26 protein-coding genes are annotated in these 18,573 nt (G+C 62.8%); 12 read left to right on the forward strand and 14 right to left on the reverse strand.

Annotated features, from left to right (window positions below):
- Positions 1-208 precede the first annotated feature (208 nt).
- The gene (locus tag JaAD80_RS20420; protein WP_102296756.1) at positions 209-664 is read left to right on the forward strand and encodes a GNAT family N-acetyltransferase; all 456 of its coding nucleotides are present in this window, start codon (positions 209-211) and stop codon (positions 662-664) included.
- On the opposite strand, the gene JaAD80_RS20425 is transcribed toward JaAD80_RS20420, so the two are convergent.
- The gene (locus JaAD80_RS20425; protein WP_102296799.1) at positions 661-1,056 is read right to left on the reverse strand and encodes a helix-turn-helix domain-containing protein; all 396 of its coding nucleotides are present in this window, start codon (positions 1,054-1,056) and stop codon (positions 661-663) included. The two genes, JaAD80_RS20420 and JaAD80_RS20425, sit on opposite strands and share 4 nt — an antisense overlap.
- Before the next feature lie 161 nt (positions 1,057-1,217).
- On the opposite strand from JaAD80_RS20425, the gene JaAD80_RS20430 reads away from it, so the two are divergent.
- From JaAD80_RS20430 to JaAD80_RS20445, 4 genes are all read left to right on the forward strand, one after another.
- Complete coding sequence (locus JaAD80_RS20430) at positions 1,218-1,790, forward strand: FMN-dependent NADH-azoreductase (protein WP_102296759.1); 573 nt, start codon at positions 1,218-1,220, stop codon at positions 1,788-1,790.
- Between the two features lie 140 nt (positions 1,791-1,930).
- Positions 1,931-2,218, forward strand: coding sequence for a putative quinol monooxygenase (locus tag JaAD80_RS20435; RefSeq protein WP_102296761.1), 288 nt, complete (start codon positions 1,931-1,933; stop codon positions 2,216-2,218).
- Between the two features lie 80 nt (positions 2,219-2,298).
- The gene (locus JaAD80_RS20440; RefSeq protein WP_102296800.1) at positions 2,299-2,865 is read left to right on the forward strand and encodes a hypothetical protein; all 567 of its coding nucleotides are present in this window, start codon (positions 2,299-2,301) and stop codon (positions 2,863-2,865) included.
- A complete protein-coding gene (locus tag JaAD80_RS20445; RefSeq protein WP_102296763.1) occupies positions 2,865-3,599 on the forward strand; it encodes a hypothetical protein in 735 nt (244 codons plus the stop codon). The genes JaAD80_RS20440 and JaAD80_RS20445 overlap by 1 nt, the downstream gene beginning before the upstream one ends.
- A 17-nt stretch (positions 3,600-3,616) precedes the next feature.
- On the opposite strand, the gene JaAD80_RS20450 is transcribed toward JaAD80_RS20445, so the two are convergent.
- Together JaAD80_RS20450 and JaAD80_RS20455 are read right to left on the reverse strand one after the other, a co-directional pair.
- Positions 3,617-3,988 carry a hypothetical protein gene (locus tag JaAD80_RS20450; RefSeq protein WP_102296766.1) on the reverse strand — a complete coding sequence of 124 codons (372 nt, stop codon included), beginning with the start codon at positions 3,986-3,988 and terminating at the stop codon, positions 3,617-3,619.
- A 73-nt stretch (positions 3,989-4,061) separates the two neighbouring features.
- Positions 4,062-4,397, reverse strand: a complete 336-nt coding sequence (locus JaAD80_RS20455) for a sigma-70 family RNA polymerase sigma factor (RefSeq protein WP_180979506.1) — start codon at positions 4,395-4,397, stop codon at positions 4,062-4,064.
- 651 nt (positions 4,398-5,048) lie between these two features.
- Between JaAD80_RS20455 and JaAD80_RS30810 the strand changes: the two genes are divergently transcribed.
- The gene (locus JaAD80_RS30810) at positions 5,049-5,219 is read left to right on the forward strand and encodes a hypothetical protein (protein WP_180979507.1); all 171 of its coding nucleotides are present in this window, start codon (positions 5,049-5,051) and stop codon (positions 5,217-5,219) included.
- Between the two features lie 254 nt (positions 5,220-5,473).
- On the opposite strand, the gene JaAD80_RS20460 is transcribed toward JaAD80_RS30810, so the two are convergent.
- The 6 genes from JaAD80_RS20460 to folE2 all read right to left on the reverse strand — a co-directional run bounded on the left by JaAD80_RS20460 (position 5,474) and on the right by folE2 (position 12,353).
- A complete protein-coding gene (locus JaAD80_RS20460; RefSeq protein WP_102296771.1) occupies positions 5,474-7,015 on the reverse strand; it encodes a cryptochrome/photolyase family protein in 1,542 nt (513 codons plus the stop codon).
- Between the two features lie 80 nt (positions 7,016-7,095).
- Complete coding sequence (locus tag JaAD80_RS20465; RefSeq protein WP_374755260.1) at positions 7,096-9,597, reverse strand: penicillin-binding protein 1A; 2,502 nt, start codon at positions 9,595-9,597, stop codon at positions 7,096-7,098.
- 324 nt (positions 9,598-9,921) lie between these two features.
- Positions 9,922-10,317 (reverse strand): hypothetical protein, encoded by a 396-nt coding sequence (locus JaAD80_RS20470; RefSeq protein WP_102296773.1) that lies wholly within the window; start codon positions 10,315-10,317, stop codon positions 9,922-9,924.
- Positions 10,314-11,135 (reverse strand): class D beta-lactamase, encoded by an 822-nt coding sequence (blaOXA, locus tag JaAD80_RS20475; protein WP_102296775.1) that lies wholly within the window; start codon positions 11,133-11,135, stop codon positions 10,314-10,316. Before blaOXA ends, JaAD80_RS20470 begins: the two co-directional genes overlap by 4 nt.
- A 91-nt stretch (positions 11,136-11,226) precedes the next feature.
- Entirely contained in the window at positions 11,227-11,409 is a 183-nt protein-coding gene (locus JaAD80_RS20480) for a hypothetical protein (RefSeq protein WP_102296777.1), read from the reverse strand.
- A 23-nt stretch (positions 11,410-11,432) separates the two neighbouring features.
- On the reverse strand, positions 11,433-12,353 hold the full coding sequence (folE2, locus tag JaAD80_RS20485; protein ID WP_102296780.1) for a GTP cyclohydrolase FolE2: 921 nt from the start codon (positions 12,351-12,353) through the stop codon (positions 11,433-11,435).
- A 176-nt stretch (positions 12,354-12,529) separates the two neighbouring features.
- Here folE2 and JaAD80_RS20490 point away from each other — a divergent pair, with 176 nt between their 5' ends.
- The 4 genes from JaAD80_RS20490 (at position 12,530) to JaAD80_RS20505 (ending at position 14,052) form a co-directional block, all read left to right on the forward strand.
- Positions 12,530-12,886 carry a VOC family protein gene (locus JaAD80_RS20490; RefSeq protein WP_102296782.1) on the forward strand — a complete coding sequence of 119 codons (357 nt, stop codon included), beginning with the start codon at positions 12,530-12,532 and terminating at the stop codon, positions 12,884-12,886.
- 88 nt (positions 12,887-12,974) lie between these two features.
- Entirely contained in the window at positions 12,975-13,304 is a 330-nt protein-coding gene (locus tag JaAD80_RS20495; protein WP_102296785.1) for a winged helix-turn-helix domain-containing protein, read from the forward strand.
- A gap of 11 nt (positions 13,305-13,315) precedes the next feature.
- A complete protein-coding gene (locus tag JaAD80_RS20500) occupies positions 13,316-13,573 on the forward strand; it encodes a hypothetical protein (RefSeq protein ID WP_102296787.1) in 258 nt (85 codons plus the stop codon).
- A 38-nt stretch (positions 13,574-13,611) separates the two neighbouring features.
- A complete protein-coding gene (locus JaAD80_RS20505; RefSeq protein ID WP_102296803.1) occupies positions 13,612-14,052 on the forward strand; it encodes a hypothetical protein in 441 nt (146 codons plus the stop codon).
- 140 nt (positions 14,053-14,192) lie between these two features.
- On the opposite strand, the gene alkB is transcribed toward JaAD80_RS20505, so the two are convergent.
- Positions 14,193-14,855, reverse strand: a complete 663-nt coding sequence (gene alkB, locus JaAD80_RS20510; protein ID WP_102296789.1) for a DNA oxidative demethylase AlkB — start codon at positions 14,853-14,855, stop codon at positions 14,193-14,195.
- A 95-nt stretch (positions 14,856-14,950) separates the two neighbouring features.
- Here alkB and JaAD80_RS20515 point away from each other — a divergent pair, with 95 nt between their 5' ends.
- Positions 14,951-15,424, forward strand: a complete 474-nt coding sequence (locus tag JaAD80_RS20515; protein ID WP_102296791.1) for a heme-degrading domain-containing protein — start codon at positions 14,951-14,953, stop codon at positions 15,422-15,424.
- 33 nt (positions 15,425-15,457) lie between these two features.
- On the opposite strand, the gene JaAD80_RS20520 is transcribed toward JaAD80_RS20515, so the two are convergent.
- From JaAD80_RS20520 to JaAD80_RS20530, 3 genes are read right to left on the reverse strand one after another with little or no spacing between them, the layout of a single operon-like run.
- Positions 15,458-16,150 carry an aspartate/glutamate racemase family protein gene (locus tag JaAD80_RS20520; RefSeq protein ID WP_102296794.1) on the reverse strand — a complete coding sequence of 231 codons (693 nt, stop codon included), beginning with the start codon at positions 16,148-16,150 and terminating at the stop codon, positions 15,458-15,460.
- A gap of 24 nt (positions 16,151-16,174) precedes the next feature.
- A complete protein-coding gene (locus JaAD80_RS20525; protein ID WP_180979508.1) occupies positions 16,175-16,948 on the reverse strand; it encodes an SDR family NAD(P)-dependent oxidoreductase in 774 nt (257 codons plus the stop codon).
- A complete protein-coding gene (locus JaAD80_RS20530) occupies positions 16,932-17,681 on the reverse strand; it encodes a GntR family transcriptional regulator (RefSeq protein ID WP_102296796.1) in 750 nt (249 codons plus the stop codon). Before JaAD80_RS20530 ends, JaAD80_RS20525 begins: the two co-directional genes overlap by 17 nt.
- A gap of 134 nt (positions 17,682-17,815) precedes the next feature.
- Here JaAD80_RS20530 and JaAD80_RS20535 point away from each other — a divergent pair, with 134 nt between their 5' ends.
- On the forward strand, positions 17,816-18,253 hold the full coding sequence (locus JaAD80_RS20535; protein WP_219726858.1) for a thioesterase family protein: 438 nt from the start codon (positions 17,816-17,818) through the stop codon (positions 18,251-18,253).
- Here the strand turns inward: JaAD80_RS20535 and JaAD80_RS20540 are convergent.
- On the reverse strand, positions 18,250-18,573 hold a 324-nt coding region (locus tag JaAD80_RS20540; RefSeq protein ID WP_146012450.1), incomplete at its 5' end, for a DUF1275 family protein. The two genes, JaAD80_RS20535 and JaAD80_RS20540, sit on opposite strands and share 4 nt — an antisense overlap.

The raw sequence follows: 18,573 nt of genomic DNA on the forward strand, positions 1-18,573 counted from the left end.
GTGGCCACTTACCGGGCGCTCGGCGGCGGCTGGCAGGGGCCGCAGGCGGAAACTGAAGCGGTGGCGGCCCGGTAAATGCCGATGGCGGCCCGCCACGGCCGCCACGCCCTCATCACTCCACCGCTGTCTGGCGCACGCGGTGAAATAGCCTTGCCAATTGCTTAAGTCTTGCGCATACTGCCAGGCCCTGCTTTTATTGCCTGCGACTATGAGCATCAGCCTGCGCGCCGTCACGGCCGACAATTTCGACATCGTCAGCGAACTGCCGCTGCTGCCTGAGCAGCGCGACTATCTGGCCAGCAACGATTACTCCATGGCGCAGGCCAGCTTCCACCCCGCCACCATGCATACGCGCGCCGTGTATTGCGATGAGGACGTGATCGGTTTCCTGATGTTCGTCTCGCCCGACGAGGAAGACCCGCCCGGCTACTACCAGATCTGGCGCTTCATGGTCGATCACCGGCGCCAGGGACAAGGCCTTGGCCGGGCCGCGCTCGGCCTGGCGCTGGCGGAAATCCGCGCCCGGCCGGACGCGCGCAGCATCGAGATTTGCTACAAGCCAGGCAATGCCAACGCCAAAGAATTCTATGCCAGCATGGGCTTCGTGGAAAAAGGCATGGATGCAGATGGCAACGACATGCTGGCCGTCATCGAACTATCTTAAGTATCCGGCCCTGCACCCGCATCGGCCCTGGCATCAAACGCCTGCCGCGCCGCATCGATGGCGTCGCGGTGGCCATACGCCCAGACGCCCAGCGCGCTGATGGGGATCAGCAGGGAGCGCCCCAGGTCCGTCAGCGCATAGTCGACGCGCGGCGGCACGGTGGGAAACACGGTGCGCGTGACGAGACCGTCGCGCTCCAGGCCGCGCAGGGTCAAGGTCAGCATGCGCTGAGAAATGCCGCCGATCACGCGGCGCATCTCGTTGAAACGCTTGGTGCCGTTGCCAAGCAACATCACCACCATCACGCTCCATTTGTCGCCCACGCGCGTGAGGATGTCCGTGATCGGGCGGCACGAGTCCGCCACGCCCGCATGGCCGCCCTGGTCGCGCATGCGCCGTTCCAGCTCGGCCCCGCGCGCGGCCATGTCGTCCATGGTCACATCCGTGTGCCCCAGTGTCGAAAAAGTGCCTTCTTGTGCGTTCATTTGATAGTCACTATATTTAACTCGGTTACAAAAACATACCACCCGATCATATCACCCAAGAAGGCCCCATGAACATCCTGCACATTGATTCAAGCATACTCGGCGAACACTCCATCAGCCGCCAATTGACCGCCGCCATCGCCGCCCGCCTGGAGGCGGCCGCGCCGGGCGCCAGCGTCCACTACCGCGACCTGGCCGTGCAGCCGCTGCCGCAATTCACGGCCGCGCCCGGCGATGCCGATAGCGCCGCGCTGGGCGCGGCACTGGAGCAAGTGCTGGCCGCCGACGTCATCGTCATCGGCGCGCCCATGTACAACTTCGCCATCCCCAGCCAGCTCAAATCCTGGCTCGACGCGCTGGCCGTGCCGGGCAAGACGTTTGCATATGGGGCCAACGGGCCGCAAGGCTTGCTGGGCGCTAAGCGCGTGATCATCGCCTCGACGCGCGGCGGCTACTATGGCGCCGACACGCCGATGGCCGCGCTCGAGCACCAGGAAAGCCATCTGCGCAGTTTCCTCGGTTTCCTCGGCATCACGCAGATCGAGATCGTGCGCGCCGAAGGCGTGAAGGTCAGCGACGAAGCCAGGGCCCAGGCCTTGAACGCCGCGTTTGCACAGATCGGCGCATTGCAGGCGGCATAAGCGAGACAGGCGAAATAAGGCGGCGGCGGATTTTCTGGCTGGGACAGAAAGTGTTTCGGCCCAGCCAGACTGTGACTGGCCGGCAAGAAAGGGCAAACTGCGCTAAGCTGCACCCGCCCCACTACTTCACAAGGACCACCATGACCCTGATCGTCGTCGCCACCATCGATGCCCAAGCTGAACATGTCGACGCCGTGCGCGCCGCCTTCGAAGCCGTCGTGCCGCCCAGCCGCGCGGAAAGCGCCTGCCTGCGCTACGAATTGCATGTCGACAACAAAATTCCCACGCGCTTCATCATGCTGGAAGAATGGACCGACGTGGCCGCCTTGAGGGCGCATGAAACGACGCCCCACTTCCACGCGCTGCTAGCGGCCACGGACGGCAAGGTCGTCAAGGTCGAGGTGGCGGAATTGAGCAAGCTGAAGTAACGGCCACGGGCGCGTTCAATCGCGCGTTCCCCAAAGAAAGTTGCCACTTATAATATGGCAACTTTTTTTTAATGGCCATCATGACACCCTTTTCCACGCTGCGCGGCGCCATTGCGGCTGCCGCCTTGATTTTCTGCACGGGCGCCTTGGCCCAAGTGCCGATGTCCACATTGGTGGGCGACTACAACCTTGCCTCGTCGGCGACCGTGCCGGCCAGCAGCTGGGGCTATTCCAAGGGGCGTATTTCCATCCAGCCGCTCGACGACAGGCACCTGCTGATCGTCCTGTCGTGCGAGTGGAAGCGCGAACCGAAAGCCGTCTGCGGCGATTATTTCTATGCCCAGCAGCGCGACGACGGCCTGTACCTGCAGGATATGAATACCTTTGCCATGCGCCTGTATTTCGATCCGGCCTCGCGCAAGCTCACCATCATTTCACGCGGCGCCGATGCCAAGGCCAGCGTGCGCCATGACGTCTTCAGCGCCACCACGACGCCGCTCACGGATGCGGCGCTGGTGCGGCGCATGAAACGCGAAGTGTCGAATGCCAACAGCAAGGAAAACCGGCGCGTCTTCGGCCCCCATGACAAGTGGGACTACGAGAAAAACCGCATCGAGTTCCAGCGCCAGGACTTGACGGCGCCGTGATGACGGGCCTGCTCCATCCCGTGCGCCGCCACCTGCTGCGCCTGCTGGGCACGGTGCTGTGCTCGCCCATGCTGGTGTGCGCGGCCGAGCGTTCCCTGCCCGGCGCCGTGCGTCGGCGCATCCTGGCCACGCTCGATGCACCGCTGCCCACAGTGCTGAACGTGCACCACCTGGCGCTGATACGGCGTTTCAATATTGGCTGGTCGCCCGTGGAAAACGGCGCGCCCATGCTCAATCCCGCCTACCCGCTGGGCAAGGGCGACACCCTGGCGCTGGCCATGCAGGCCATCGACAGCAAGGACGCGGCGCTGGCCGCCCAGCGCCTGATGGAAGCGGCGCAGCTGCTGCCGCATTTCGTGCAGATGGCAAATCTGAAACCGGGCAGCTACGCCAATGGCAAGACGCCGTTCACGTTGACCACGCGGCATGTGAAACTGCTGCGCCAGCAGTCGTGGCTGCCGCTGGACATGCTGGGCATGGGCGCGGCCGAAGAATACCTGGCCGAAGGCTACTGGCCCACGCCGTCCGTCGACGGCAAGCGGCCCTACGGCAACTTCACGAACTACCCGGTGGAAATGGCGCAAGCGCTGGGCCTGCCACTGCACCGGCAAGCCGATGGCAGCCTCACCATTACACCGGCGCTGAGGGAGGAACTGAAAACGCTGCACCAGCAGACCCTGGCGGCGCTGCAGGTGTTCGTGCGGGAAGCGGGATTGAGGCGCAATACGCTCTGACGTCCGGTCGGGCTTTTTCAGGGGAAACGCCCGCATGCCTGCAAGAGCCAATGCCAGTCTATCTCCAGGCACAGCAGCTTATGCCTGTGTTTTAAGCGGGGTTCATCGCCTGCTTCGGCCCGGCTGGAAAGCTGGCAATTGGCAGATCCTGATTCGATGCCGATCATTTTTGGCGGCGACGGCTCTTTTCTGCGCGCGTGTACCAACACGCGCAATGCGACAGCGAGCACCACGCCATTTGTTTGCAAATATTTTGCTGCCACAGCGGTACCAAGCATTTCCTGGAAAATAATCGCCACATCTATTTTTTGCGCGGTCAACGCATCGATCCGCCTGGGATGACCAAGTTCCACCTGTACCATGCCACCGATGTCATTTTTATTTACCATGTAAATTCAAGTCAAATGTGGGGCAAGCACCATATGCTCCCGCTTCGGGCTACCGCAATTCGGCAGGCCGCATTCATTGATCCTTTTCCAGTAGCTTGCGTATCTCTGCTCTGACTCTGTGGATACGGCTTCGCACTGTTCCCACGGGGCATTCCATCCTTGCCGCAATCTCGTCATAACGCATGCCTTCCTCCTCACGCAACAACAGTGCATTTTTCAAGGGAGGCGGCAAATTCGCCATCAAGCGAATAACTTCCATTCCGGTTTCCATTGCACTACATATCTGTTCCGGACTATCTTCATGAAACATGTTCAATGCATCACTGGAATAATCCATGCCATCAAACAAATCAAGGAAATCCGATTGCATTTCTCTGGCACTGCCATAATGGTTTTTTATGCCATTCATGGCCATTGAATATCAGGTCGGATAAAACATGAAATGCCTGCGACCTCTTTTAAAACATTGAAAACCGTTAAGAAATACAATCTGAAGCATGTCATCAATATCTTCCTCGCGCTGAATATGATGACAAATCAAATTTCTTAGCCGCGTGCGATATCTTTTACGCAATACATTAAATGCCTGTAGAGCATGCGCACAAGAATTTTCCATAAAGAAATTTTCATTTCCAATATGCATGGATGACTCACTCAGGCCAACGTTGCCCCATATCCTAGCAGCAAGAATCCATCGCTAAATTAATACACAGAAATATATTGATTTAGATCAAGTATCAGAACGCGCATGAATGCCATATCAAAAATTAAACTATTTTTTCCCTCGGAAATAATTTATTTTGAATATTTTAATATAAGCATAGAAATATTTTTTCCATAGGAGAATTTTAATGTATTTAAATCAGAATTTTCCAACGAAACTTTTCACATGTTTTCCAGCGTACGCTTAGGAAAATTTTTATGTAGTAATATTAAAAAATATTCAAAGCATTTTTGGTGAGCATTTCTGATGATCAAAAAAACAAGCACTTCATACATCATCGAGTTTACGCAGCGAACGACGCGGGTATTAAGGTCGCTCAATGTTGAGTCTGGACGTATGAAGATCGATATCAAAGACACGGCGATGCCGTTCGACACGCGAATCGTCGATGCCTGGGTCAGCATCGAAGACGGCATCCTGTGGCTGGAGCATGAAACGGGGGAGGAAGATACGGTGAAAATCAGGCTTGCCACGGTGCTGCGCTGGTCACGTGAGCCCAAATGGTAGCCAGACTGCGGGTGCCACCCGGCACTTTTCCCGGCCTTCCCTGCTACAGTTTCTTATAAAGAAATCTGCAACCGCTGCCGCCAGCCGCCAGCCGGACTGCCAGCGTGAACATCCGGCAGTCCGAGGTATTTCCGAAACCAATCAACGCCATAATCAGCCAGGTACTCAGCCTTGCGGTGCTGCAAGTGTTCCTGCGTGACGCGGCGTTGAAGTAGCATGCCGTGCAAGCGTGTCACGGGCCATAGGAACCGGCATTACAGGGAATCAAGCCTGGCCAGCATCGTGGCGGCCTGCTGCCGGAAAGCCGCGACTGTCGCCTCGTCCATCTTCTCCAGTTGCCGATATGCCATGCCGATGCGGGGATTGCGCGCCAATTTGTCTGCATTGCGCTGGAAAAAATCCCAGTACAGGGCGTTGAACGGGCAGGCGCGCTCGCCGATGCGCGCCTTTTTGTCGTAGTGGCAGCCCTTGCAATAATCGCTCATGCGGTCAATATACGCGGCGCTGGACACATATGGCTTGGTGGCCAGCAAGCCGCCATCGGCAAACTGGCTCATGCCGACGGTGTTGGGCAATTCCACCCATTCGAAGGCGTCGATATAAATGCCCAGGTACCAGCCATGCACTTCGGCCGGATCGAGGCCGGCCAGCAGTGCGAAATTGCCAATCACCATCAAGCGCTGAATGTGATGCGCATGCGCCTGTTCCAGCGACTGGGTGATTGCCGTTGACACACAATGCATCTTCGTCTTGCCGTCCCAAAACCATGCCGGCAGCGGACGCTGGTGGCCAAAGAAATTCTTTTCCGCATACCCGGGCATGTTGGCCCAGTAAACGCCGCGCACGTATTCGCGCCAGCCCAGTATCTGGCGAGTGAAGCCTTCCACGGCGGCCAGCGGCGCATGGCCCGCATGGTAGGCCACCTGCGCCCGGGTGACGACTTCGCGCGGATTGAGCATTTTCACGTTCAGCGCGAACGACAGCAGGGAATGGAACAAGCGCCTGGCCTTGATGCTCATGGCATCCTGGAAGTCGCCAAAATGCGGCAGCGCATGCTCGATGAAGGCGTCGAGCTGGCGCAGCGCTTCCTCGCGGTTCAATGCCCAGGCCAGCCGGTCGGCCTGGGGCGCGCCAAAGCTCTTCACGCCAGCAGCGACGATGGATTGCCATAGCGCGGAATGGTCATGCAGGGTACGCGCATCCTGCGGCTCGGCGGGCGTGCCGCGCCAGGGTTTGCGGTTGTCGTGGTCGAAGTTCCACTGTCCGCCGACGGGCTGCTTCGCGTCTGCCATCAGCACCTGGTGCGCGACGCGCATCTGGCGGTAGAAAAATTCCATCAGCCATTGCTTACGGCCCGCGAAAATATCGGCCGCTTCGTGGCGCGCCGTGTAGAAATGCTCGCTGTCAACCATCATCCACGGGATGGCCGAGCGGCGCCCGGCCTGGTACAGCTGCTGATCCAGGCGCCATTCGTCGGGCGCCTGGTATTCGAAGGCGGCGGCGTCGTAGCGGGCGATCAGCGCTTCGATATTCTCCGGCATCGGCCGCGCGCTTTCGGCATCGTCGATGGCGATATAGTGCACCCGGTGCCCGGCCTGGCGCAGCTGGCGCGCCAGGTCGCGCATGGCGGCAAAGATCGCCAGGATTTTTTGCGCGTGATGCAGCACATAATCGGTTTCTTGCCGCACTTCCATCAAGACATAGACGGTGGCGTCGTCGACGTCGGTCAACCAACGATGCCGGGGATTAAGCTGGTCGCCGAGTATTAGTCTGAGCGTGGGTTTGATCGGACTCATGATTGTTCTATGCTCTCCATGGCGGCTGCCGCGCGGCGCCCATAAACACAGCGCAGGACGCGATGCAACGGTTCAGCGGTTCAATTCGGGACAGGCGCCAGGCCCTGCCCGTCAGCCTTGCGGCACGGGTGCTGGGGCGGGTTGCGGCGCCGGCGCAGGTGCCGGCGTCGGGGCTGGCTCCGGCACGCCTTGCCATGCGCTTCCTGTCCATCGGCCGCTTCGGCCGGCATGGCCAGCGGCGCCGGCGGCGCGCCTTCCTGCAGCAGGTCGCCCGGCTCTTCCACCGGCTCATCCTGCGGTTCCTCGACCGGTTCCACATGGCGCAGCGGCGCTGGCGGTTTGCCACCGGGGAAGATGGCGTCGCGCGCGATCTTGCCTGTATCGAGCGCCGTCTTGAAGAAGTCGCCCACCACCAGCACGGCGTTGTGCCCGCCCTGGCCCCAGTAATTGCTGCGCATGGTGACGCGCGCATCGTTGAAACCCACCCAGGCGCCGCCCACCAATTCCGGATGCATCAGGATAAACCAGCCGTCCGCATTGTTTTGCGTCGTGCCGCTCTTGCCGGCCACGTCGGAACGGATACCGAAACGGCTGCGGATGGCCGTGCCCGTGCCCCGGTCGATGACGCCGCGCATCATGTCCGTCAGGGTGGCGGCAGACTCTGCTTTCATGGCGCGCTGCGGCTTGGCGTCGCCGAAGCGGGCGATGATCTTGCCCTCGCGGTCAGTGATGTGCGTGACGACAAAGGGCATGCGCGCCTCGCCCTGCGCCGCGATGCTGGCATAGGCATTGACCATTTCCAATAAAGTGACGGGGCTGGTGCCCAGCGCCAGCGACGGCACTTTTTCCAGCTTGCTGTCGCGGATGCCCAGCGCGCGCGCCAGCTTGATGATCGGCGGCAAGCCCACGTCCTGCATCACTTGCGCCGTGATGGTGTTTTTCGAGTACACGAGGCCGTCGCGCATGGTCATGTCGCGCCCCGTGGTGCCGCTCATGTCCGTCGGGCGCCATTTGCTGCCGTCTGCCGCCTTGATATCCATCACGGCATCGCGGTAGACGTGGTCGGGACTCAGGCCCTTTTCCAGCGCCGCGCCATACACGATGGGCTTGAAGGTGGAACCGGGCTGGCGCGCGGCCTGCGCCACGTGGTCGAATTGCTCGCGCGCAAAGTCGCGGCTGCCCACCCAGGCGCGCACGGCGCCCGTGGCCGGGTCCATGGCCGTAAAGCCCGCTTCCAGGCGCGTTTTCGATTTGCGCAGGGCCGCCATGAAGGCGCGGTCGCCCTTGAGTTTTTCCAGCGCTTCATCGGGCGTGCCGCCGGCCGCCGTCAGCTTGCGGTAGTCGGCCGATTCGCGCACGAAGCTGTCGAGCAAGCCCGGGTGCGATTTCCAGAAATAATCAAACGCCACGCTGCCCGCCTGCATGCCCGCATACATGCCTGTCGAAGTGGACGATGGCACGCCGGCGCGGCTCCATTCCACGTCGGCAATGGCCTGCAATGCATTCGCCTGGCGCTCGACGGCGCGCTCGGCCGCCTGCTGCAGATCGTGGTCCAGCGTGGTGTGCACGACCAGGCCGTCACGTTCCAGGTTGTAGTCGTTTTCGTCGGCCCAGTCGATCAGCCACTTGCGCACGTAGGCCGTGAAATGGCTGTCCGACTGCGCCCGTTCGCTCTGGCGCTCGAAATGCAGGCGCAGCGGCCGCTTCACCAGCTGCTTGTAGCGGGCTTCGTCGATGACGTCGTGCTTGCGCATTTGCCCCAGCACTACATTGCGGCGCTGCAGCGAGCGTTCGGGATTGCCCACCGGGTTGTAGTAATTCGTACCCTTGAGCATGCCCACCAGGGTGGCGCTTTCCAGGATATCGAGACGCGAGGCCGGCTTGTCGAAATACGTGCGGGCCGCCATTTCGATACCGTAGGTGTTGTACAGGAAAGGCACCGTGTTCAGGTAGGCTTCGAGGATTTCCGTCTTGCTGTAAGTGGCTTCGATCTTCAGCGCCGTGATGAGTTCCTTCAGCTTGCGATTCAGATTGCGCGAACGCCCGATTTCCTCGGGGAACATATTGCGCGCCAGCTGCTGCGTGATGGTCGAGCCGCCCTGGGGATTGCCCCGCGCGCTATGCAAAATAGCGCCGGCCGTGCGCGTGAAATCGATGCCGTGATGGTCATAGAAACGATGGTCTTCCGTCGAGATCAGCGCGCTGATGACGTTGGGCGAGATTTGCTGCAAGGTGACGCGCTCCTGCAAGCCCTGGTCGAAGCGCACCAGTTCCTTGCCATCCGCGCTGACCATGGTGCTGGGCGCGGCGGCGCGCGCCTGGCGCAGGTCGTGGATGCTGGGCGTCAAGGGGATCAGCAGCAGCATATAGGCAACCAGCAGCGCCAGCAGGGCCAGGAATGACCACAGGCCCAGCACCAGCGCGCGCCGCACGGGCGGCAAGGTCATCAAATGGGCATGGCCGCGCCGGTACAGCGCCACCATTTTTGTCCACGCCACGCCCGCTACGCGAACGGTTTGCGTGCGCGCCACTGCCAGCGCCTGCCGTGCTTTTTCCTGAAACTGCTCCATGCCTGATGCCATGCCTGTAACCTTGTCTGATGCCGGATGATCCGTTTCAGCAAGTATATAGGGCGGACTATGTGGCCGGCTGGAAATAAGTAAGCGTAAGTAAGCGTAAGTAAGGAAGACACCCTGATTATTGCCAATCTTGAAAGGCATGGACTATACTCAGCTCCACCATCACCCCATTCACTACCGGACGCCGCCATGCCTACCCTGCCAGCACGCCAGCAGCTGCACGCCATTTTCCTTGCTGCCAGCGGCTTTGCCGTCTTTGCCCTGGGTATCAGGCTGGGCTACCAGCTGGTGTCCGCCATGACATTGTAAAGTGCAAGGCCCCCCTGCTCAGGCACGGCAGGCATCGAGGCGCGCCAATGTCACGCCCACATACGCGCCCACGCAGCGCGCGTCCTGCGTGTAAAAAGCGTCTTCCACCAGCAGCAAGCCGCAGTCGCAGACGACGGGAGCGACGCTGATCACCTGGCCCAGCGCCAGGTAGCGCCAACCATCGAGCCGGCGCAAGCCTTTTACCGCACCGGGATTGGCGCTGAAGATGGCATCCCAATCATCGCTGCCGCTGGCCATGGGCCACAGTTGCGCCTGGAATGGCGTGCCGGCGGCCAGCTGCGAGCCATCGAACTCGTCCATCACGTGCAGCCGCTGGCCGTCCACCTCGATAATGGCTTCCAGGTACTCTCCTTCAGTGGCGATAAAGGTCGCCGTCACCGCTTTCGAGCTCACTTCTGCGCCTGCTCCAGCAATGCCGGCAATTCCTTCAGCATGGCGGCACGCGTGCGGATGCCGGCCGACTGTTCGCCCTTCTGTTCGTCCTGCACCAGGCGCGCGAAGACGATGGTGCGCTCGCCCTTGCTGGCCCAGCCCACGAACCAGCCGTAGCCGTGCTCCTCGTCAAAGCTGCCATCGGCCTTGCGCGGAAAGGCCGCGCCTGTCTTGCCATGCACTTGCCAGCCGCCCACGTCTTCCAGGCGCGTCAGGCGGCGCGTCTGTTCCATCGCCTGCTTGCTGACGGGCAACTGGTCGTTGACCAGCTTGCGCAAGAAACCCACTTGCTCGAGCGGCGAAATCTTCAGCGATGAGGCGATCCAGGAACGTTCCAGGCTGTTGTCCTTGCCCGGGTCGCCAGACACATCCGCGTTTCCGTAGCGCAAAGCCTTCGCGTATTTCTGGAAGCGCTCGGCGCCCAGCGCCTGCGTGATCTGCTGCGAATACCAGACAACGGAATACTGCATCCAGCGCGACGGGTCCGTATCCTGGCGCCAGGCCTCGCCGCCCCAGTCCACATACCCCTGGAGGTAGGGCAAGACCGGCTTGTGCTGATCCTTGAGGAAGCCGGCGTCATAGCCCATCAGGCTGAGAGCGATCTTGAAGGTGGACGCGGGCGTCACCCGGTCGAAGCAGTTACCTTCCTGCAGCAGGACAGTACCCGCCTTGGCATCGGCCATGGCGGTGCAGATGGTGGCGGCCTGGGCAGAAGTGACGGCCAAGGTGCCGGCTGAAATGCCGAATGCAAACTGTAATAAAGCGACGCTGAATTTCATGGGCCTCCTGGTACGGGGACGATAGCTAGGCAAAGCGAAATTGTACCGGCCAGCGCGTCCCGATGCCAGCAATGTTTTCAAATTTACAAGGCTATTTTTTCGCTGGCGTGCCGGCAGACTCATGCGCCAGATCGCGCCGGAGCCGCTCCTCTTCCAGTTCATCCATGCCCAGCTTTTCCTCATCGATCAGCGCATGTTCACGCCGCTCGCGCTGCAGCTCCTGTTCCAGCTCCAGCGTGCCTTCTTCGGCACCGCGCTCATTCTTTTCCGGCATGCTGTTCTCCTCCAGGGGCTTGACTAAAAGGCACCGGCAAAATCGCCGGCCTGTGCCACGGCGTCGTGCGGATGCAGGCTTTCCATATGCCGCACGGCAACGCTCGCTTGCGCGTAGTGGCGCGCCAGTGCCGCCTGCACGCGCCGCGCTGCATCTTCCACATACATCAGATTAGCACCATTCAGGCGCGCGAAGGCCTGTTCGTCCGCGCGTTTCACGGCCGTCTGCAGCGGCGTCGCCAGCGCGGCCTCGACCAGGTCGATCAGGGTGTACACATCAAGCTCCGCCGTTTCATCGAGCGACACGGTGACGCTGGCCGTGCTGCGCTGGCTGTGCGGCGTGGCCAGGCTCGCGTGCTGCAGCAGCCAGTCGCGGGCGGCCGCGCCATCGATGCCGCCCGGACCGAACTGCGCCGCAAAACCGTCGGCCAGCAGTTGACGCGCCAGCGCCGCCGAACACGGGCACGTCGACGAATAGCCAACTTCCACGGTCAGGGACAAGCTAAAACCTTGCGGCGACAGCGTGGCCTGCAGGCGCACGGGATAGGATTTCCAGCCCGACAGGCCGGCCGTCAGCAGCGCCGGCTGGCGTCGCAGTAAGGAAAAAGACAGCGCCAGGCGCGCCTGCGTGCTGGCGCAATCGGCATGGCTGGCCACCATCGTGCGCAGCAGGGACGCCAGCTCGCCGGCATCGAGCGGCCCGGCGGCGGCAAACGCATCGAGCAGCAGATACAGGCGCGACATGTGGATGCCCTTGACGCGCGGGTCGGGCAAGTCCACGTGCACGTCGGCCCAGGCATGCACCTGCTGCGCCTGGCCTCCTCCCTCCAGCCACAAGGGCAAGGCGATGCCCTGCATGCCGACCCATTCCAGGGGCAAGAGATTGTCCGCATTGCCGCTGGAGGCAACATCGGGCAAGGGTGTGGCGTGCTGATCGCGTTTCATGAAATACCTTCAATATGCAATTGAATTGCATATGATGGAGAAAGCCAGCCATATTTGCAAGTGCCTTGCATCTAAGCCTAAGCCGCCTGTAAAAAATGCCACGGTGCGCGCCCGCACGGAAACGGCGCACGTCCTGGCCTTATCGTAAGGTTCAACCTCGACCAAGGAGCAAGACCATGCCGATTTTGAACGCCATCGCCAGCCTGGCCGTGCGCGACTTGCGCGCCGCGAGCGCCTGGTACGCCAGCCTGCTGGACAAGGAAGCCGACTCGCGGCCCATGCCGGAAGTTGCCGAATGGAGGTTTGACCGGGGCGGCTGGCTGCAGCTGTACCAGCAGCCCGAGCGGGCCGGCGGCGGCTCCGTGACCCTGGCCGTCGACGATATCGAACTGCTGGCCACGCATTTGCAGCAGCTGAACGTGGCACATGGCGCGCTGACGAAGGCGGCAAAGGTGCACACCATCATGCTGACCGACCCGGACGGCAACCATATCGCGTTTGCCCAGGCGCTGGAGCACGCGATGGCGCGCTAGCCGCCCGCAGGCACGGCCCCGGCCCCGGCCCTTTTTCCGCGCGCATATTTCGCTTGACTCGCTGTCATGTGTCAGATAATGTTGACACATGACAGATTTACACACATCACCGACGGGAGACCGCCTGCTGGCCATGCTGGCGGCGCTCGACAATCCGCACCGGCTGCGCATCGTCGCGGCGCTGGCCAGTGGCGGACGCAACTACATCAGCCAGCTGGCACGCGACCTGGGCATCAGCCGTCCCCTGCTGCATTTGCACCTGCAAAAACTGGAAAACGCGGGCCTGGTCACCAGCCAGCTGGAACTGTCGCACGATGGCAAGGCCCTGAATTTCTTTGAAGCCAGTGCGTTTCAACTGCTGCTCACGCCAGCCAGCATTGCCGCGGCAGTGTCGTCGCTTACCCCCAACCCTGAATAATCGAGACCATCATGACTGAAAATGCATTCTTCGCGGCGTTCTTTTTCACCTGCACCGCCGCCGTCCTCATCTACGCTTTCAAGTATGCGTCCAGCGTGGCGCAAGCCCGCGCGCGCCTGGCGCAGGACAGCGCCTATCAGGAACTGGCCCAGTCACTGGCCGTCTCGCAGGCGCAAACGGCCGCCGCACTGGCCGCACTGAGCGCCACCCTGGCGCACATCGAAACGCGCATGGGCGGCCTGGAAAAAATCCTCAAGGAAGTCGAGTAACGTCGCCTGCCTGCCACCTCAACCCGGGAGCCATGACCATGAACACCGTTTCGACCATCCGTCTGTATGCGCTGCGCGCCATGTATCTGCTGGTCGTCCTGGGATTGGGCAGCGTGCTGTGGCCCGGCATCATCATGCCGCATCAGCCATGGGGATTGGCACAAGGCACCGTCAACTGCATGCTGGCCGCGTTCTCGCTACTGTGTTTGCTGGGCGTGCGCTATCCGCTGCAGATGCTGCCCGTGCTGCTGTGGGAAGCACTGTGGAAAACCATCTGGCTGCTGCTGGTGCCGCTGCCGCAGTGGCTCAATGGCCAGGCAGATCCCGCCACCACGGCCACGGCGTTTGAATGCTCGCTGGTGGTGCTGGTGTACCTGGCCATCCCCTGGCGCTACGTCTACGCGCAATATGTGCTGCAAGCGGGAACGCCGTGGCGTGCAGCCGGCCATGTGCAGGCGAATAAAACACCTGCGCTCTGACGGCCAGCACCTGACAACACCGTAGCGAGCGGAAGGAAGCGCTGGCCTGGAAGCGCAACCGTAGGAACAGTACGGGGCCGCCGAGCCGGTGCGCGTCGCAGGCTGCCCATGCCGACACGCAGCAGGTTTTGCAGGTGGCCTCAGGAAGCCTTGCGAAAAGTCAGATTGATGCGCTGCGCGCCCAGCAGCGCGTGCTCGCCCTCCTTCAGCGGCGCCACGCCGTGAAAGCGCAGGCGGTCCACGCCACCCCACACCACCACGTCGCCGTGCAGCAGTGGAATGCGCGCTGCCTTGTCGGCCCGCGCGGCGCCGCCGAATAAAAAGGTGGCGGGCAAACCCAGCGAAACGGAAACGATGGGGGCGGTGAAATCGCGTTCGTCGCGGTCCTGGTGCAGGGCCATGCGCGCACCGGGCGCATAGCGGTTGACCAGGCAGGCATCAGGGTTGAAATGCGCGTAGCCGGCGGCCAGCGCCGCCTCCTGCGCCAGGCGCAGGAAGACGGCAGGCATCGGCGGCCAGGGCTGGCCGCTGGCGGGATCGAGCGCCGCATAGCGGTAGCCGCGCCGGTCCGTCACCCAGCCGAGCAGCCCGCAGCTGCTCATGGCCACCGACATCGGCAAGCCGCCTGGCGTCAGCATGTGGCGCAAGGGCGCGGCGTGCGCGATGGCGTCCAGCGCCGGCAGCAGCCCGGCCACATACGGCAGCGCGAAACCGCGCAGCAGCATCGATGCGCTCGTGCCGGGCACCAGCGGCGCGGGAGCGGCTGGCGCCTGCTCTTCATCGGCAAACAGGGACAGGTTCATGCCGCGTATTTTACGCGGCGCCGCGCAAAAAGCGCGCGCGCAGCCGCGCCGGTGCGCTACAGTAGCGCTTCCAGCCACTCCTGCCTTTTATTCACATGGATCACTACGCCGATTTGCTGCACACCCTGGCACAGCAGGAAGAATCCCTGCAGTTCGACCGCTTCGACAACGATACCGCGCTGGCCGTCGGCCTGTGGATCGTCGAGGAAGTACGTAAGCGCGGCAAAGCCGTCACCGTCAACATCACGCGCAACGGCCAGGTGCTGTTCCACCACGCCATGACGGGCGCCACGGCGGACCAGGCGGACTGGATACGCCGCAAGAACAACACGGTGCAGCGCTTTTGCCGCAGCTCCTATTACATGGGCATTTCCTACAAGAGCCGGGGCAGCACCTTCGAAGACGTCAAATACCTCGACGACATCGAGTACGCGGGCCACGGCGGCGCCTTTCCCCTGCTGATCCGTGGCGTGGGCCTGGTCGGCACCGTCACGGTTTCCGGCCTGGCGCAGGCCGACGACCACGCGCTGGTAGTGGCGGCGCTGCAGATGCAGCTGGACGCGCACTGAGATTGCAGGCGCGGCTATCCAGCCAGGATACAGCTAGGCGGACAGCGCCTTGCGCAGGGCCGCGCGCGCCAGCAGGCGCGTGGAATCAAGGGGCGGCAGCGGCGAATTGGCGTCGCTAATGATCAGGGGGATTTCCGTGCAGCCCAGGATCACGGCATCGCAGCCCTGCTCGCGCAAGCCGGCGATGATGGCCTGGAAGCGCTGGACGCTGTCCGGCTTGACCACGCCCGGCACCAGCTCTTGCATGATGATGCGGTCGATGTCGCCGCGTTCGTTTTCGCCAGGGCGCACGCAGGCGATGCCGCGCGCGGCCAGCATGTCCGGATACACGGCGCTGTCGACCAGCCAGCGCGTGCCCGTCAAGCCCACGCGCTGGAAGCCGCGCGCTTGCGCCTCGCTGGCCACAACGTCGGCGATATGCAGCCACGGCAGCGGCGAACGGGGCGCCACCAGCTCAAACGCCTGGTGGATGGTGTTGTCGGGGCAGATCAGGAAATCGGCGCCCGCCGCCGCCAGCTTGTGCGCCGAGGCCAGCATCAGTTCGGCTACGCCGGCCAGGTCGCCCGCGTTCAGGCAAGCCACATAGCGCGCCAGCGACGGCGTGTGCATCGACACTTCAGGATGCGCGTACGGCCCCAACGCATGTGCGCCCTCCTCGCAGATGGTGCGGTAGCACAGCGCCGCGCCTTCGGCCGAACAGCCGACGATACCGATATGTCGCGTCATGGCGATGCTCCTTGTTCGATGCGCTTAAATGCGCTGGCCGCCGTCGATGGGAATTTCCGCGCCCGTGATGTACGAGGCGCGCTCGCTGCACAGGAACTCCACCAGGTCCGCCACTTCGGCCGTCGTGCCCAGGCGGCGCAACGGGATTTGCGTGTCGACGATGTGCGAGGTGCCCGGCGACAGGATCGCCGTGTCGATCTCGCCCGGCGCGATGGCGTTGACGCGCACATTCATGGGCGCCATGTCGTTGGCCATTTCACGCGTCAGCGAGGCCAGCGCCGCCTTCGAGCTGGCGTAGGCGGAGCCGGCGAACGGATGCACGCGGTAGCCGGCGATCGAGCACAGGTTCACCACGGAGCCGCCGGCGTTCGACAATTCCTGCGCGAAGCCGCGCGTCAGCGCCAGCGGCGCGAAGAAATTCGTGTTGTACATTTCCTGCCAGGTCTGCATGTCGGTGGTAAGCGAATTGACGCGTGAGCCGCCCGGCCCCTTCGGCGACACGCCCGCATTGTTCACCAGCGCGTGCAGCTTGCCCTCGCCCAGCATGGGGCGCAGCATGTCGACCATCTGGCCGATCTGGCTCAGGTCCGACAGATCCATGCAAAAGTGCGTGTTGTGCTCCTGGCTGCGCGGGCAGCCGCCCGGAATCGGGCTGCGCGACACGGTGATGACCCGCCAGCCCAGGCTGCGGAAGCGCTCGGCCACGGCGTGGCCGATGCCACGGCTGGCGCCCGTGACGATGGCGGTTTTCTGTTCGGCGATGTTTGCGCCGCTGTCCTTGCTACAGTGATTGCTCATATTGTTCCTTGTCCTGTTCGTCCATGTCCTGTTCGTCCATGTCTTGCTCAACCGCGCCGGCATGCACGCGCTCCAGGCGCATCACATACGCCAGCATCTGCGCCCCGCCGTCGAGAATGTCCTGTTCGATCGCGCGGCGGGCCGCGGCGCTGTCGCGCTGGCGCAGCGCGCTGATGATTTCGCGGTGGTGCCCCACGCGCATGTCGGGCGTAAAGGCCGCATAGCCGGCGGCGATCAGGGGCGCCGTCTGCATCCACAGATGGTCGACGAAGCGCTTTAATGTCGGCATGCCGGCCGCCTGCGCCAGGCCCAGGTGAAACGCCTGGTTGCACTGCAGGGCGGCCGCCAGGTCGTGCCGGGCGATGGCGTCTTCGTTGGCCTGCAGCAGCCGTTCCAGGTCCGCCAGGGTGGCAGCATCGATGCGCTGCGCCGCCTCCGCCGCGCCCAGGCCTTCCAGTTCCACGCGCAGCGCGCGGATTTCCAGGTAGCGCGCCACGCTCAGCACGGGCACGCGGAAGTCGCGCGGAGAGCGCAGCACCAGCGCTTCTTCCTGCACCAGCTGCAGCATGGCGTCGCGCACGGGCGTGACGCTGGTGCCCAGCTGCAGCGCCAGTTCGCGGATGCGCAAGCGGTCGTTGGGCCTGAAGCGCCCTGCCGCCAGCGCCTCGCGCAGCATGGCATACACGGACTTGCCCAGGTTGACGTGCGAGAGGCTTTCGAATGGAGTATTCATGCGCGGCGTGGGATCTTTAATTTATGATGCATCATACATCAAGAGGAAAAACAGTGTTTTGCCAGCAGTGCGGCCGCGGCAGGAATGGCCGCCAGCACGTACAATCTGCCGCTTGTCTACCGAAAGGACGCCAATTGAACTGGGATTATCCACACGCCTGCACCCTGCCCGTCACGCCCGAGCCGGGTGACATCGACGGCTTGCAGCATACGAACAACGCCGTGTATGTGCGCTGGTGCGAGCATATCGCCTGGCACCATTCGGCGACCCTGGGACTGGACCTGGATGACTACCGGCGCCTGGACCGGGCCATGGCGATACGCCGCGGCGAGTACGACTACCTGCTGGCCACCCGGGCCGGCGAGGCGCTCACCCTGGCCACCTGGCTGTGCGCCAGCGACGGCCGCTCCAGCATGGAGCGGCGCTTCCAGCTGGTCCGCGACAGCGACGGCGCCACCGTCGTGCGCGGGCGCTGGGAATTGATCTGCATCGAATTGAGCAGCGGTCGCGCACGCCGCCTGCCACCGGAATTCCTGGCCGTGTACGAACCGGCCATTGTCGCGAAGATCTAGGCTGGCAGGCGCGCCGGTTCCAGCGCGATCAGTACCAGCAAAATCGCCAGCGGCACGGCCAGCGCGGCGAAACCGACGGCCAGATAGGCAAAGGCGGCGAGGATGGCGCCCGCGGCAAAGCCCAGCAAGGGCCAGAAGAACTTCACGCAGCGCTCGCGCGTGGCGCCGTCGGCCGCGCCGCGCAGCACGTCGACCGTGTCGATGACGACTTGCGTGACATTGCCCGTCATCATGGACGTGGGCGCCAGGTGCGCCAGCAGCAACCGGCTGATGGCGCTGTGCGCGCCCATGCCGGCCGCGCCGAACAGGCCGGCCGCCAT

Source organism: Janthinobacterium sp. AD80, assembly GCF_002878455.1.
In the GTDB taxonomy this organism is placed as follows: Bacteria; Pseudomonadota; Gammaproteobacteria; order Burkholderiales; family Burkholderiaceae_D; genus Janthinobacterium.

What these genes read in the sequence shown, in the direction of transcription:
- JaAD80_RS20455 (WP_180979506.1), bottom strand. Translation starts at nt 4,397, where the DNA reads ATGAATGGCATAAAAAACCATTATGGCAGTGCCAGAGAAATGCAATCG.
- JaAD80_RS20530 (WP_102296796.1), bottom strand. Translation starts at nt 17,681, where the DNA reads ATGAATACTCCATTCGAAAGCCTCTCGCACGTCAACCTGGGCAAGTCC.
- JaAD80_RS20480 (WP_102296777.1), bottom strand. Translation starts at nt 11,409, where the DNA reads ATGCCGGAAAAGAATGAGCGCGGTGCCGAAGAAGGCACGCTGGAGCTG.
- JaAD80_RS20490 (WP_102296782.1), top strand. Translation starts at nt 12,530, where the DNA reads ATGCCGATTTTGAACGCCATCGCCAGCCTGGCCGTGCGCGACTTGCGC.
- folE2 (WP_102296780.1), bottom strand. Translation starts at nt 12,353, where the DNA reads ATGAAACGCGATCAGCACGCCACACCCTTGCCCGATGTTGCCTCCAGC.
- JaAD80_RS20445 (WP_102296763.1), top strand. Translation starts at nt 2,865, where the DNA reads ATGACGGGCCTGCTCCATCCCGTGCGCCGCCACCTGCTGCGCCTGCTG.
- JaAD80_RS20520 (WP_102296794.1), bottom strand. Translation starts at nt 16,150, where the DNA reads ATGACGCGACATATCGGTATCGTCGGCTGTTCGGCCGAAGGCGCGGCG.
- JaAD80_RS20420 (WP_102296756.1), top strand. Translation starts at nt 209, where the DNA reads ATGAGCATCAGCCTGCGCGCCGTCACGGCCGACAATTTCGACATCGTC.
- JaAD80_RS20495 (WP_102296785.1), top strand. Translation starts at nt 12,975, where the DNA reads ATGACAGATTTACACACATCACCGACGGGAGACCGCCTGCTGGCCATG.
- JaAD80_RS20515 (WP_102296791.1), top strand. Translation starts at nt 14,951, where the DNA reads ATGGATCACTACGCCGATTTGCTGCACACCCTGGCACAGCAGGAAGAA.
- JaAD80_RS20430 (WP_102296759.1), top strand. Translation starts at nt 1,218, where the DNA reads ATGAACATCCTGCACATTGATTCAAGCATACTCGGCGAACACTCCATC.
- JaAD80_RS30810 (WP_180979507.1), top strand. Translation starts at nt 5,049, where the DNA reads ATGAAGATCGATATCAAAGACACGGCGATGCCGTTCGACACGCGAATC.
- JaAD80_RS20460 (WP_102296771.1), bottom strand. Translation starts at nt 7,015, where the DNA reads ATGAGTCCGATCAAACCCACGCTCAGACTAATACTCGGCGACCAGCTT.
- JaAD80_RS20425 (WP_102296799.1), bottom strand. Translation starts at nt 1,056, where the DNA reads ATGCGCGACCAGGGCGGCCATGCGGGCGTGGCGGACTCGTGCCGCCCG.
- JaAD80_RS20525 (WP_180979508.1), bottom strand. Translation starts at nt 16,948, where the DNA reads ATGAGCAATCACTGTAGCAAGGACAGCGGCGCAAACATCGCCGAACAG.
- JaAD80_RS20465 (WP_374755260.1), bottom strand. Translation starts at nt 9,597, where the DNA reads ATGGCATCAGGCATGGAGCAGTTTCAGGAAAAAGCACGGCAGGCGCTG.
- JaAD80_RS20435 (WP_102296761.1), top strand. Translation starts at nt 1,931, where the DNA reads ATGACCCTGATCGTCGTCGCCACCATCGATGCCCAAGCTGAACATGTC.
- JaAD80_RS20500 (WP_102296787.1), top strand. Translation starts at nt 13,316, where the DNA reads ATGACTGAAAATGCATTCTTCGCGGCGTTCTTTTTCACCTGCACCGCC.
- blaOXA (WP_102296775.1), bottom strand. Translation starts at nt 11,135, where the DNA reads ATGAAATTCAGCGTCGCTTTATTACAGTTTGCATTCGGCATTTCAGCC.
- JaAD80_RS20505 (WP_102296803.1), top strand. Translation starts at nt 13,612, where the DNA reads ATGAACACCGTTTCGACCATCCGTCTGTATGCGCTGCGCGCCATGTAT.
- alkB (WP_102296789.1), bottom strand. Translation starts at nt 14,855, where the DNA reads ATGAACCTGTCCCTGTTTGCCGATGAAGAGCAGGCGCCAGCCGCTCCC.
- JaAD80_RS20450 (WP_102296766.1), bottom strand. Translation starts at nt 3,988, where the DNA reads ATGGTAAATAAAAATGACATCGGTGGCATGGTACAGGTGGAACTTGGT.
- JaAD80_RS20440 (WP_102296800.1), top strand. Translation starts at nt 2,299, where the DNA reads ATGACACCCTTTTCCACGCTGCGCGGCGCCATTGCGGCTGCCGCCTTG.